This window comes from Nostoc punctiforme PCC 73102, assembly GCF_000020025.1.
Classification (GTDB): Bacteria; Cyanobacteriota; Cyanobacteriia; order Cyanobacteriales; family Nostocaceae; genus Nostoc; species Nostoc punctiforme.
In genome coordinates this window covers 4,993,478-5,007,007 of the sequence record NC_010628.1, presented here as the reverse complement: position 1 = coordinate 5,007,007, position 13,530 = coordinate 4,993,478, and the positions used below count along the sequence as shown (strand labels likewise).

At 42.3% G+C, this 13,530-nt stretch carries 14 protein-coding genes; 5 read left to right on the top strand and 9 right to left on the bottom strand.

The annotated features are described in order from the left end of the window. Window positions 1-47: 47 nt before the first annotated feature. The 4 genes from NPUN_RS20130 to NPUN_RS20115 form a co-directional block, all read right to left on the bottom strand. Window positions 48-602, bottom strand: a complete 555-nt coding sequence (locus tag NPUN_RS20130; RefSeq protein WP_012410335.1) for a Uma2 family endonuclease — start codon at window positions 600-602, stop codon at window positions 48-50. A gap of 150 nt (window positions 603-752) precedes the next feature. Then, window positions 753-1,808, bottom strand: coding sequence for a tRNA dihydrouridine synthase DusB (gene dusB, locus NPUN_RS20125; RefSeq protein WP_012410334.1), 1,056 nt, complete (start codon window positions 1,806-1,808; stop codon window positions 753-755). 76 nt (window positions 1,809-1,884) lie between these two features. Then, the gene (locus NPUN_RS20120) at window positions 1,885-2,718 is read right to left on the bottom strand and encodes an Rpn family recombination-promoting nuclease/putative transposase (protein ID WP_012410333.1); all 834 of its coding nucleotides are present in this window, start codon (window positions 2,716-2,718) and stop codon (window positions 1,885-1,887) included. Between the two features lie 117 nt (window positions 2,719-2,835). Beyond that, window positions 2,836-3,717 carry an acyl-CoA desaturase gene (locus tag NPUN_RS20115; RefSeq protein ID WP_012410332.1) on the bottom strand — a complete coding sequence of 294 codons (882 nt, stop codon included), beginning with the start codon at window positions 3,715-3,717 and terminating at the stop codon, window positions 2,836-2,838. A gap of 173 nt (window positions 3,718-3,890) precedes the next feature. Between NPUN_RS20115 and NPUN_RS20110 the strand changes: the two genes are divergently transcribed. Then, entirely contained in the window at window positions 3,891-5,120 is a 1,230-nt protein-coding gene (locus NPUN_RS20110) for a TetR family transcriptional regulator (RefSeq protein ID WP_012410331.1), read from the top strand. 89 nt (window positions 5,121-5,209) lie between these two features. Here the strand turns inward: NPUN_RS20110 and NPUN_RS20105 are convergent, their stop codons facing one another. Continuing rightward, the gene (locus tag NPUN_RS20105; protein ID WP_012410330.1) at window positions 5,210-7,111 is read right to left on the bottom strand and encodes a DUF1565 domain-containing protein; all 1,902 of its coding nucleotides are present in this window, start codon (window positions 7,109-7,111) and stop codon (window positions 5,210-5,212) included. Window positions 7,112-7,232: 121 nt separating this feature from the next. Here NPUN_RS20105 and NPUN_RS44185 point away from each other — a divergent pair, with 121 nt between their 5' ends. From NPUN_RS44185 to thiS, 3 genes are all read left to right on the top strand, one after another. Beyond that, entirely contained in the window at window positions 7,233-7,364 is a 132-nt protein-coding gene (locus NPUN_RS44185) for a hypothetical protein (protein ID WP_272913925.1), read from the top strand. 244 nt (window positions 7,365-7,608) lie between these two features. Further along, window positions 7,609-8,724: a thiamine phosphate synthase gene (locus NPUN_RS20100; RefSeq protein WP_041565527.1), complete on the top strand. Its 1,116-nt coding sequence runs from the start codon at window positions 7,609-7,611 to the stop codon at window positions 8,722-8,724. Between the two features lie 160 nt (window positions 8,725-8,884). After that, on the top strand, window positions 8,885-9,097 hold the full coding sequence (gene thiS / locus NPUN_RS20095; protein WP_012410328.1) for a sulfur carrier protein ThiS: 213 nt from the start codon (window positions 8,885-8,887) through the stop codon (window positions 9,095-9,097). Here thiS and NPUN_RS44875 read toward each other — a convergent pair. The 4 genes from NPUN_RS44875 to NPUN_RS42045 all read right to left on the bottom strand — a co-directional run bounded on the left by NPUN_RS44875 (window position 9,094) and on the right by NPUN_RS42045 (window position 12,114). Continuing rightward, the gene (locus NPUN_RS44875) at window positions 9,094-9,672 is read right to left on the bottom strand and encodes a penicillin-binding transpeptidase domain-containing protein (protein ID WP_012410327.1); all 579 of its coding nucleotides are present in this window, start codon (window positions 9,670-9,672) and stop codon (window positions 9,094-9,096) included. The genes thiS and NPUN_RS44875 overlap by 4 nt on opposite strands. A gap of 57 nt (window positions 9,673-9,729) precedes the next feature. Further along, the gene (locus NPUN_RS44870) at window positions 9,730-10,014 is read right to left on the bottom strand and encodes a hypothetical protein (RefSeq protein ID WP_234710956.1); all 285 of its coding nucleotides are present in this window, start codon (window positions 10,012-10,014) and stop codon (window positions 9,730-9,732) included. Window positions 10,015-10,113: 99 nt separating this feature from the next. Further along, window positions 10,114-11,346, bottom strand: coding sequence for a glycosyltransferase family 4 protein (locus tag NPUN_RS20085; protein WP_012410325.1), 1,233 nt, complete (start codon window positions 11,344-11,346; stop codon window positions 10,114-10,116). A 606-nt stretch (window positions 11,347-11,952) separates the two neighbouring features. Next, on the bottom strand, window positions 11,953-12,114 hold the full coding sequence (locus NPUN_RS42045) for a hypothetical protein (protein WP_167315651.1): 162 nt from the start codon (window positions 12,112-12,114) through the stop codon (window positions 11,953-11,955). Between the two features lie 205 nt (window positions 12,115-12,319). On the opposite strand from NPUN_RS42045, the gene NPUN_RS20080 reads away from it, so the two are divergent. Continuing rightward, on the top strand, window positions 12,320-13,303 hold the full coding sequence (locus tag NPUN_RS20080; protein ID WP_012410324.1) for a DUF1517 domain-containing protein: 984 nt from the start codon (window positions 12,320-12,322) through the stop codon (window positions 13,301-13,303). Window positions 13,304-13,530: the final 227 nt, after the last annotated feature.

Genomic DNA, 13,530 nt, shown 5'->3' with positions numbered 1-13,530 from the left:
TACATCGTAGCATCAGTATTCATATCCCTATTAGATGGAGCGCCTTTTCAACCCAACAATTCGTCTATGGCTACACTAAAACCAAGTAATACTTTTTGAGTGCTAACCACATCACCAGCTTTAAACCCCAAAACCTGATTATCAATCATTACAAAAACTAACCGACTTTCAGAAAATACTAGCCAAATTTCCTCGCAACCAGATTGCAAATACTCCTGCGCTTTGAGAAATAATTCTTCAGCTAAATCGGTGGGTGAAACTATTTCAGCAATCAACGGGAAACTCTGTGGCAAAGTAGGAACATCATCAAATTCAGTTACTAACTCAGGCGTTAGATAAGCTACATCGGGACGACGACCCTGTTTATATGTACGACAAGGTCCTTCAGTGTAAACTTTCCCACCTTGTTGATTGGAATTGATGTAACTTCTCCAGTAAAAGTAGATGTTGCCTTGAATTTCGCTATGTTTCAATGTCATCCCTGTTTTTTCTATCAGTTGCCCGTCTACCCACTCCATCCCCTCTGGAGGATTTGCCATGAAGTCTTCTAATGAAAGGATTTCGGGGACGGTTACAACATCATTGGGTTTGGAAACTAACATTGTGAGCCTCCATTTTGGCTAGTTAAACATTCAAAATTAACGAGAGTTACATAAGGAGATTTAAACCCTAACTGAAATATTGGTATCCAAGTGATCGCATCACTTTTTGTAACTAGTAATATCAACCCAAGCTAGGTTAAAATCAACTTTTTAAAGTATCACCAAACTATCTTCTGCTTCTTCTTCTAATTCGTAACCATTAGTCAGTTTTTCAATTGCTTGGTCAATCATTGCCAAACCCTGATCTACTTTTTCAACCAAACTTAGCTGTCCTCGAAGTTCGGCAGCACCAACGAAACCCTTAGCATACCAAGTCATGTGCTTACGGGCTTGACGTACACCGCGATCGCCTTTATATTCCCACAAGGCTTGTAAATGATCTCTCGCACATTCCAAACGCTGAATCGGAGTAGGTGTCGGTAATATTTCCCCAGTTTTTAGGAAGTGATCGATTTCTCCCACCAAAAACGGATAACCCAAAGTGCCACGGGAACACATCACACCATCAGCACCAGTTTGTTCTAAACATTTCACCGCCGCTTCAACGGAAAAAATATCTCCATTTCCAATCACTGGGATAGAAAGCACTTCTTTTACACGAGTAATCCATTCCCAACGGGCATTGCCATTGTATCCTTGGGCGCGGGTGCGTCCGTGGACTGTAATCATTTGTGCCCCTGCATCTTCCATCCGCTTGGCAAAGTCGAGAATAGTAATTTCGTTGTCATTCCAGCCAATACGGGTTTTGACTGTCACAGGTACATCAACAGCTTTTACCACTTCCCGCACAATTGCTTCTGCTACTTCTGGTTGCCGCAATAACGAAGAACCACCACCATTTTTAGTGATTTTATTTACCGGACAACCCATATTAATATCAACAGTATCAGCACCTTCTGCAACTGCCTTTACTGCTGCTTCTGCCAAAAAATCGGGACGACAATCAAATAGTTGAACGCTAATTGGGCGTTCGTTGGGATCTACCTCCATGATTTTGGGTAACTGCTTAACATAATGCAATCCCGTAGCATTCACCATTTCGGTATACATCATCGAATCTGGTGCATAGCGACGCACGAGACGGCGAAACACCATATCCGTCACTCCAGATAGAGGCGACTGGAGAACCCGACTTTTCACCTCAAACGATCCAATTTTAAGGGGTTGGGAAAGTCTAGCTTGGAGAATAGGGGAAAGCGAAATCATACAAAAAATTAAAAATTATGGGAATGGGAAATAACAGGATTATTTATGGATATCTGTGAGTAGTGCTAATTGTAGGTTAGGTATCCTGACTTGGAGGCTGTTTTTGTATTTCTTGCTGAATCTCCTCTAAACTCAAACCTAACTCTTTTGCCATTTCTTCAAAACTCAATCCCAATCTCAACAACAAAGGTATCATTCTAAACTTTTCTTCACGCGCTCCTTCTTGTTTACCCTCTTGCTTGCCTTCTTGTTTACCCTCTTGCTTTCCTTCTTGATAAACTCGTGTTTGTTTCAAATCACTTAGCCCAAACATACCTTCAATCTCCTCTCGACTCATTCTTGGAAACTTATAAACCAAAATTGTCTCTATTAATTCTAGTAACTGCCGCCGTTGTGGTTCAATGTTGATTTCTTGCTGAGTTCTCTCTATTAGCTGCCTAGCAGACGTAATTGCTGTTTCCTCTTCATCGACCACTAGTTTCATAGTAGCAATTCCGACTGGCAGCGATGCAGTTTCGCCCAATTCGTTAAGATAAATACGAGTAACACGATTGCTAGTGAAAAATTCGCTGTAATTATTGATATCTGCTATATCTAGACTGCGATTGGGATAGATAACTACTCCTCGCCAAGAATTTTTAGGTTTATTTTGACGTAAATATAAACAAATTTCTGAAATTAGGCGCGAATAAATTTCTGCGTCGGTTTGAAACTGGACTTCAACAAAATAAATCGGATTTTCTTGCCCTTGTGTTGGGAGAAAAACACCATCTATACGGAATGTTGTTTGCTTGATTTCAATTGAGGAGAATTTATAACCCTCTGCCGTTTGGGGTGGATTACCAATTAATTCAAAAAATATCTCAGGGAGTTCTTGAAAAAGGCGGTAAAAAATACTGTCAGTTTTCACACTTGATGTATTGCGATGATTTAAACCGTTAGATTTTACCGTGAAATACTGTTGGTAAAAATTAGTAAGCCGACTGCGAGAAGCAATCGGCTTAAAAATTCATTATTTAGTTGCAATTTAGCCGTGAGTTGCACCTTGAGGAGGACGTGAGACAACTTTTTTGGCTAAACCCAAAGTCTGCAAAACTAGGATGCTCCACCAAGTAACATCAATCTCCCACCAAGACAACCCGGATTTTGCCATGTGGGGATAAGTATGATGGTTGTTGTGCCATCCTTCTCCATAAGTAACGAGGGATACCCACCAAAGATTACGAGCGCCATCGTTAGCATCAAACGTGCGATAACCCCACAGGTGTGATGCTGAGTTTACAAACCAGGTTGAGTGCCAAAGCAAGACACATCTGAGAAATACTCCGTAGAACACAAAAGGCCATCCTCCTAATCCATATAGGAGTAGTGCGAAGGGTATTTGCAATAGCAAAAAGTAGCGATCCAGCCAACAATAAAAGGGTTGTCTTGCTAAATCAGGGGCATATTTTTTATAGGTGTCATAGTCAAAAAATTCTGGGCGTGGGTAGAAAATCCATAATATATGACTCCACCAAAACCCTCTTTGAGCAGAGTAGGGGTCTAAATTAATATCTTCCGTGTGGGCGTGATGCTGGCGGTGTCCACCTACCCAAAAAATTGGCCCACCTTGCAAAGCCAGCGCTCCAATTAGGGCGATCGCATACTCTAACCACTTGGGAACTTGGAAACTCTTATGGCTCAGTAGTCTATGATATCCCAGGCAAATACCAATGCTCCCGAATAACCAGTGGAGAAACACTAGCAAACCTAATGCTGACCAGGAGAAAAACCAAGGAGACATAAGTGCTAAGGCATGAAACGTAGTAAAAAAAACTACGTTTGTCCAACTGAGTTGAGGTGATTTGCCTCTCTCAGGGGCGATGGCTTCGCCAACGCTTTTAGCGAACGCCCCAAAATTTGCGGTCATAAAAATTCCTGTTGATGGATGATGAAGCAATTTGCCTTTTCTCGGATGCCACCCCACAAGGGATTTACCCGCACTGTATACTAATTCGTTACAGTTGAGTAAAGCAAGTATCACTTACATTTGTTATGCTAGCAGAACTCTGATACCCCTGCAAGTGCCACTTGCATTTTTCTATGTCGTCTCACCTCGTTTCTACTCGTCAACGCTTGATTCAAGCTGCACTTGAGTTGTTTTCTGCTCAGGGAGTTAGCGCTACCACAACCCGCCAAATTGCTGAAAAAGCCGAAGTCAACGAAGTGACTCTATTTCGGAATTTTGGCAATAAGCATGGACTGCTTTTAGCTGTGCTGGAAGAGTCGGCAGCCTTTAAGGATTTAGGTGAATCGCTGGTGCGGCGGGCAACGCCTCCCGGCAATGTGTACCAAGCTCTGAAAGATTATGCAAGTGATAGCTTGCACGCATTAGAACGAGTGCCAGAGTTTGTCAGGTCTGTGGTAGGTGAAGCCGACCAATTCCCGGCAGAAAATCGCCGCGCACTAGGCAGGGGAGTCACAGAGGCAAACCATTATGTAGCTCAGTATTTAGCTACTGTAATCCAGCAAGGGCACCTAAATACTTATTTACCAGCAGAAAAATTAGCCAGTTTGCTAAATGGGATGATCTTGGGATATGCCGTAATTGAGTTCACCAGCGAATTTCACGAACTTTGGGAGGATCGGAATGATTTTCTCGAAAATTTGGTGGAGTTGTTTTTACATGGAGCTATGTCATCCTCAGCAGAATCAGCAATAAACTGCTTACAAGGAGGATTCACCACCACAGAAGTAGCTGATTTACCAGCTAGTTTAGTTCACGAAATTTTACAACAAGCCAGGAAATCGGGAACCCGAGATCACGCGTTGGCTTATGTGTTATTCGGAGCTGGGTTATCCGCCACAGAAATAATTAGCTTGGAGCGATCGCACCAAATCTACGATACTCAAGGGCACTTCCTGCAAATCACAATCCCCGGATTTGTCCGTCAAGTGCCTGTGAATCAGTGGATTTTGGGCAAACGCTACGGTTCTTTTACTAATAATCCTTTAATTAAATGGCTGAAAAGTCGTAAAGATGCTCAAACAGCCATGTTTTTGAATGAAACAGGTAAACCCATGACAGAATCAGAGCTTGAGACACGTTGGCAAGTATGGAGTGAGGGATTACTAACTCCCCAAGGACAAACGCCAGCGATCGCTCAGGCTCAACAAACTTGGCGCGTAGAAATGTTGATGCGGGGAATCACCTTGGAAAACCTGATTATATTAACAGGTTGCGATCGCATTCAATTACAACCTTATGTCCGCCGAGCCAAAGAAAAAGCTGCCCTAGAGCAAGCCACTCGTTTGGATCACAAGCCAGGATAGGGTACGCCTAAGCAATTAAAAATTAAAAATTAAAAATTAAAAATGAATAAATGGAAGGGCAGTAAGCATTTTGGTGCCGAATCAATTGCTTAATTCAAGGGCTCCATAATGGCTCTTAAACCATTGCTAGAGAGCGTTTTGAGCATTTCTTTAGCGTTATATTCACTGCTAAATACTCCTGCTTGCATAACTCTTTGACCTTCCCAAACTGTGGGAAAGGCACCAGGAGCAAGCGATCGCACTAAGTCTTGATCCCTATCAGTGAGGAGTGGAACTACGACACGATAACGGATACCGAACTGTGTCGCAGATTTACCGCCATAAGGAATACTTGCAGAACTTGTTTGCATATTACGAGTATTACCAATAGGGATATTACGGTCGGGAAGTGGTAAAAGTGCTGACGCATTTGGGGCAGTAGCTTCTAGTATTGGTAATGGCTGCTGTGTTTGATTCCTTGTGCTGGCAACTGAATTGGATGGGTACTCAGGGGCAGTAAATTCAATCATATTAGGATCAATCCGCACATAATTCAACTGTGGTGTATTAGGCGGCTGTGCTGGACTGGAAGTTGCAATTTGAGTGTTAGTTGGTATTTGTCTCGCCGACAAGCTGCTAGGTGTTGGAAATCCAGCAACTTTAGATGTGGGTTGCTGTTGATTGGATACAAGCGTGGAAAGTGGAACCTTAGCTGGCACTAATGGCAGCAGTTGACTGTTTAATTGTGTAGAAATAGGATTATTTGCTGAAATACTGTTGCTGTTTTGCCTATTAGTAGTTTCAGAGATTTCGGGAGCCGAGAAGGTGATTTCCCCAGTTGGTGGTACTTCTCGTAACACATTATTGGGAGTCGATTGAGAATTTTGTGCTGCTAGTGCTATTGTCCCGTTAATATCTACCTTGCCAGTGATGCGATCGCTCACAAGATTATTACCGCCAGCAGAAATCATCTGTTTAGCAGCACTGGCGTTAATGTCGTAGCGAGCATTATTTTGAAATTGATTACCCCCAGGTTCCGATGCACTACCCAAATCCGGCATTGCTTGAGCGATCGCAACTAAACCATCTTCTTTATTATCTTGAATAATATTATTCCGTAAAATCGGGTGGGCCTTTGCTTGCACCACAATTCCCGATCTATTGTTCTGAATTTGATTACCTATAACTATCGGAGCGGCATTTTGGGCAATATTAATGCCAAAACCCGTTTGGTGAAAGACATTTTCTTTCACTTGGGGACTGGAATTCCCGGCAATTGTGATGCCATTGGCTCCATTGCGATCGAAGTAATTCTTGCTAATGGTAGGTGCAGCATTACCACTGACAGAAATCCCATCTTGGGTACTGCCGGTAAATGTATTTTCCGCGATTACCGGATCGCTAGATTCAATCCATAAACCGTAACCCCGGCGATTGGGGTTCGTCACCGTCACCCCAGTGAGCAAAGCTTGGTTTGCCCCCACAATTGTGACGTTTTGACCGCCAAAGCTCCGACTCAGGTAATCACCGCCTCCCTGAATGATAATATCCTTACCTTGATTGCTAGGGTTGCCTTGAATTGAAATACCCGGTTTCAGCATTAAGGGAAATTCCTCTCCTGTCTCGGCGCTATAAGTGCCCGTGGAGAGCATAATTACAGTATTGGGGTTAGCTAATTGCAACGCATGGGTAATCGTTTTCACCGGAGCGGATTCGCTGCCATTACCTGCGCTGTCATTTCCACCATTTGAGTTGACAAACAGCACGTTAGCCTGAGAATTTTTTGTCTCACCTAGAGGTGCTGAATTTGGTGTCGATGGCATCTGAGCGATGCCTCCGGCGAGCTCCGCTAACGCACTACTCAGGAACGTCAGACTTGTCGCTCCCATCCCTACGGTAAAAGATAATACTGATAAGCTAAAAAATAAAAGCCTTGCTGATTCCAGAAACTTCAGCTTTGCAAGCATAATATCTACTCTACGGTACTTAGGAAACACATGGTAGTGAATCATATTTAACACAACTCCTTAGAAGTAACAATAAATTCTTATACTCTTAGAAAGTATTATGTCGATAATATTACTCACATATTGACCGATTAGCGATTTTTAATACAGGGTAATAAATAATATTGTGTCTGTTCGAGAATACCTTGCTCTAAAAGACACGCTACGCGATCGCCAAAATACCCTCACCCTAAAAGAGCTTGTAATTCAGGACTTACGCAAAAAATTCTTCATTGAGAGACAAAAACTCTCTAAATAGTATCTATGCAGTCTCAATTTAATTTGCCCATTGGATATTTTCTGATGTATCCCTTTCGGCTAGTCCTTTATAAGCTCGTTGTTCACCCTAAAATACTTGACTAACCTTAGTGCAAAACTGTAGCCTCAAACTACCCTTATCACTGCATATAAGAACATGGGATAATTTACCGTAACCCTCATTACTACGCTTTTTTGCGTAGATTCGGCAAAAATTGAGTAAAAAAAAGCAAATTAATTGACTTATGGTTACTAAGAAATATGATAATTCACATTTTGATGAAAGCACTAACGGGGTTGTTGTAATGGTCGAGCCATACAGCCAAAAAGAGCAAGTACAGCAAGTCGTCTATCGCATTTTAGATGCCAATTTAGACCGCGCTCGTGAAGGCTTGCGAATTATTGAAGAATGGTGTCGCTTTGGCTTGAATAATGCCCAGTTAGCTCTTGAATGCAAGCGTCTGCGACAAGAATTAGCCAAGTGGCATACCCCGGAATTACGAGCGGCGCGAGATACACCAGGCGATCCTGGAACTGAGTTAACTCATCCTCAAGAAGAAGAACGAGCTAGTATAAAATCAGTATTGCAAGCTAACTTTTGCCGTGTCGAAGAAGCATTACGGGTGTTGGAAGAATACAGCAAGCTTTATCAGCCAAATATAGCTAAAGCTTGTAAGCAGATGCGCTATCAGGTTTATACCCTAGAAAGTAATTTAATGGGTCATCAGCGCCATCAATTGTTGTGGCGATCGCGTTTGTATCTTGTTACTTCCCCTAGTGAAAATTTGTTGAATAACGTCGAAGCTGCACTTAAAGGGGGATTAACGCTTTTACAATACCGTGACAAAACCGCCGATGATTCTTTGCGTTTGGAACAAGCCAGAAAACTCCGGCAGTTATGCCATATCTACGGTGCTTTGTTCATTGTTAACGATCGCGTGGATCTAGCTTTAGCTGTCGATGCAGATGGGGTACATCTGGGACAACAAGATATGCCTATTGCTATTGCTCGGCAATTACTCGGTTCACAGCGTCTGATAGGTCTTTCCACCACAAATAAAGAAGAGATGCAAGCAGCAATTGCTGAAGGTGTAGATTACATTGGCGTGGGGCCAGTTTATGAAACTCCCACGAAAGTAGGTAAGGCAGCAACAGGTTTAGAATATGTCAGCTATGCTGCGAAAAATTGCTCAATTCCCTGGTTTGCCATTGGCGGAATCGATGCCAATAATATCAATGATGCGATCGATGCTGGAGCCAAACGTGTAGCAGTGGTGCGATCGCTCATGCAAGCTGAACAGCCTACCCTGGTAACACAATATTTGCTCTCCCAACTCAATCGCATTAAGCCAGAACTTTAAAAGAGTCATTTGTCATTTGTCATTTGTCATTAGCCCAAAGTGAGTAACCAATACCCAATTCCCCATACTTCTCTACGAGAGGCTGCGCCCTAAGCGTAGCTATGCCGCAGGCTTTACGACTGCGCTCAGTACAAGTTCCCAATTCCCTATTCCCACATTTATGTCTAATGAGATTACGATTCAGGTAAATGGGGAAACCCATAGCTGCTCATTTCAAACTTCTTTACCCAATTTACTCCAAGAGTTGGGTTTCAATCCCCGCTTGGTAGCTGTAGAATATAACGGCGAAATTTTACATCGTCAGTTTTGGCCACAAACAAAATTGCAGCCAGGCGATCGCTTAGAAGTGGTAACTATTGTTGGTGGTGGTTAGTTGATGTGAGCTAGCAAACCCAAATCCTTAAGGCTGCGTCGTGTAATCTCGATGCGGACGGGTGCATCCTCTGGTTTATACATATCAAGGGTTGTTGCAAAAAAGTAGACGTTTTTGTTTTGTTCTAAATAACCCACAAACCAACCAACGTTTGGTTTGGTACTCGTTAACCATCCCGTCTTTCCCCGCAGTGTGTAGTCTGGAGTTTGTTCGCGTACCATAATGTCTTTGACAAGATTTATTGTCCGTTGCGAGAAAGGCAAATCGCCTTGATACAACCGTTGCAAAAACTTGATTTGCTCTTGGGGTGTAATTTGCAAAGGCTGTTGTAACCAAAAAAGATCGATGTCTGCGGCGGTGCCAATCTGACGATTCCCGTAACCTACTTTGTGAATAAATTGCTGCATCCGTTCATATCCAGCCTTCCGCGCTAGTACTTGATAGAACCAAACTGTTGAATCTTTAAAGGCTTGACGCAAATTCGTATCGTGATTCCAGGCATCGATATCTCGATGAATTCCATCCCAAGTGAGAACCGCCACATCATCAGGAACTACACCTGTTTCTAATGCCACCAGCGCGTTAAAAATTTTGAATGTCGAAGCTGGAGCGATGTCTACGACGGGCTACGCCTACGCAGTTGCATTACGTTTAGGATTGTGTTCATAGATGCGATTATTTTTTGAGTCGTAAATCAAGATTGAGCCTTCACGCCCAAATTCTTGAAAGTGTCGCCCAAAATTTGGCGCTTTAATAGCAGGACGTTCAGATGAGGTTGAAGCTGGTTGAGCCAGAATAGGCATTGTTTGGAAGCTAATTACACTCAATACAGCAACACATCCAAGAACTATAAATATAACAGCTTGTATTCGGTAACGCCGAAGAGATTGCCACATCTGAAACAAGATATTTTTCATTGCATATTTAATAAAATCACAAACGAGATTTTACACTGCAATCTCGATCGTTTGCGAAGAGATGAACATCTGTGCATCCCTACTCCATCTGTATTCATCTCACAAAATCGGGTTTTTCCCCTCTGATTTGTAAAGCGATCGATGAAGAGTTCTACGCTTGGCTAATTCTTTACCTTTGCGGCCAAGTTGCTCACGTAGCTGTTGGTCTTTGCACAACCGATTGAAAGCTTGAAAAACTTCATAACCAGAATTAGGATTAACCAGTATCCCATTTTCTTCATGCTGAACTGTGTCTAGAACACCACCTAAGCGAGGGGCAATGATCGGCTTACCGAAGTAACTTGCTTCTAAATAAACCATACCAAAACCTTCCATATTATTAGGTTTACTATCTAATAAGGTCAGCATGGCAAATATGTCGCAAGCTGCATAATAACCTGCTAATTCACGCTCTGCCACATATCCAGCAAAGTGGACGCACTTATCTACCCGCAAACGATGCACCAGAGATTTCAGTTCCGATTCACTTGGACCTTCACCGCAGATTATATAGTGGACATCGACCCCAAAAGTTAGCAACAGTGGGATATTATCAATCACTTGGTCGAAAGCTTTATGTTTTACTAGCCTTCCTATGGAGAGAATAACTATTGCTGAATCGGGAATGTTGTATGCCTGACGCACGCGAACACGCAAATCATCAAGGCTACTAGGACTCCCGACATTGTTACCAAATTTTTCTGGTCTAATTACTGGGTTAATAACGTAAGTAGGAGTATCTAATCGTAAAGCAGTTCTGAGGTAATCTTGTGTATAAGAACTGTTACAGACAATACCTTCGGCTCGTTTAAGTGTTAATTTAAATAGCGATCGCAGTACGGGATTGTGTAATGTACAAAGAAAATCATTACCGTGCAGATAGATAAAAAAGCGAATAGGTAATAAATAACTCAATAGCAACAGTGAAGGAAAATCATAGCCGTGGCCCCACTCTATATAACGGTAGTGATAGCGAAAATAGAGTTTGATTGCTAGCACAAATGAGCAAACAATATTGACAAAAGGCTTCAGGATATTTCCCACAAAGCCACTACGCCAGTATCTAGGATAAAACCAGCGATATACTGGAAATTGTTGACCTTCATCAAATACTTTATCTCCTGAGCAACTAGCCGCCAGCACAATAACTCGTTCTGGATCTTGGAGACAACGATTGTACATATATTCTCCAATTACAGCTTCTTTCGGCAAGAATATCCGGGATATGACTAGGATATCTGGGTATGCAGCTTTGTCTCTGATTTCGGCTGTTAGTTGAGAAATATGTTCCATAATTAAGCTGATAAATTTACTTCAAATAATTTTGAATTTATTTACAATTAGGATTACTTTCCAAGCCATAATTATTATTTTATTTCTTTTAAAACGAATCTGGTAGACAAAACTGAAGGCTATTTTAGAAGATTAGCCAGCAAGATTGTTTTTTTATTGTGTTGATTTTATTTTGGCGGCAAAATTCTCAAATGTTGAGAGTTTTTGTGCATGATGGACAATAAAATAAAATCTAGCACTTGTAGTCTAATGCAGTCAAATTTCTCAATGAAGAACTGTTGCAAAAATTACGAAATTTACCTACGTCCACTAGAATATCTTGAATAGTCTAGACTGGTGTGCCAAAATGCCAAAAGTTTAGATAAGTATTTGGTAATTATCTGTCTCTGCTTAGTAGTGCTGATAAGCATCACGTCTACTTGTAGCACTACTATGGATACGTAAGCATCAGGTCTATATCTGTCTTTTATATTACTTGAAATCAAGAGATATCTTTTTGGATTCTGACAGAATAAGTAGGGTGAAGTATTAAAAAATTAGTCAAAATAATCGTGAAAAATTAGAATCATCTGTATAATCCAAGACTGTAGCCTGGAACTGCCCAGTCTAAGACGTAGCCAAAATTGCCCGTAGGCGTAGCCCTTCTCCTGTCGGAGACGCTGTGCGTAGCTTGCTTCCACGTTCGCGTAGCGTCCTATAGGGAAGTGGTACGGCTGCGCTCAGGAACCACCCGTTGTAGACATCACAAACTTCTGTGATGATGAACATATCTTAAGGTACGGTTCCCCAGTGGAGAAATCCCCCCTGCGATCGCTGCCTATGCCAGATAAGACGCGGTAGATTGAATATGTAGCCTTTAAAAGTGAATGCTACAAAGCTTGCTTGTTACGGACTGGCGTTAGTGACATAACCGCAAAACTCCTACCAGCATGGAGATAAATCATAAAAATTCTGTTTTCCAAGCGATTGTATTATGCGTAAAAAACTACAACAAATCAGCAAACCACTGTTAAAAACCTTCTTAGCGCTAGGACTGGTGTTAACTTTGGTTCTTAGCCACGCCGATGGAGCATTAGCGGCCCGCAGTGGGGGTCGAATCGGTGGTGGCTCTTTTAGAGCGCCTTCCAGCCGCACCTATACACCGCGCACTTATGCACCTCCCGGTGGAGGCGGATATTATCCTGGTGGTGGTTTTGGTGGTGGTTTTGGCTTTCCCTTCCTACTTCCTTTCTGGGGTATTGGGGGAGGATTTGGTGGTCTATTTAGCATCTTAATTTTCTTTGCGATCGCTAATTTCTTATTGCAAACTTTCCGCCGTGTCTCTGGCGGTGAAACACCAGAAGCAGATTACAGCAGTAACTCTCCTGTTTCTGTAACTCGTTTGCAAGTAGGTTTGTTAGCTCAAGCCCGTGAATTGCAAAATGAACTCAACCATATTGCTGAAACTGCTGATACTAACACCCCAGAGGGAAGAGCAGAAATTCTGCAAGAAGCCAGCTTAGCTTTACTCCGCCATCCCGAATACTTTGTATATGCAGGTGGTGGCACTCAACAAGCCAGTTTAAATTCAGCCGAAAGTCAGTTTAATCGGCTGTCGCTGGCAGAACGCAGCAAGTTTAGCGAAGAAACTCTTTCTAACGTCAACAATCAGCTAAAAGCAGCCCTTGCCAAAGAAGCTTTACCCCCGGCTGGTGAACTAGACAACCCCACCCGCCTATTTACTGAAGGCCCTGGAGAATACATTATCGTCACCTTCCTGGCGGCAACACTAGGCAAGTTTGATATCCCCACAGCGATTAACAGTGCTGATGATTTGCGTCAAGCTTTGCGCCAAATTGGTAGTATCCCTAGCGAAAAACTTCTGGCAATTGAAGTACTTTGGACTCCGCAAGCTGAAAATGATACGCTGACATCTGATGATGTATTGGCAAATTATCCTGATTTGAGACTTGTTTAATCTCTAAAAATTTGGCGCTTTACTGCCAATAAAAAATTTGGCATCTTGGCGAAACAAATAAGTTCCTCTTTGAGTGCAATAACTAGAAAACCGTTTGTCAATAACAAGCGGTTTTTTCTATAACCTAGATATAACAGTAATTACGCACTGAGAACTAACATCTCGATCCACCCTAACTCCTCTGAAAAAAGGAGAAACTCTCAAAGCGCTGTTTAAAAAGGGGGTTG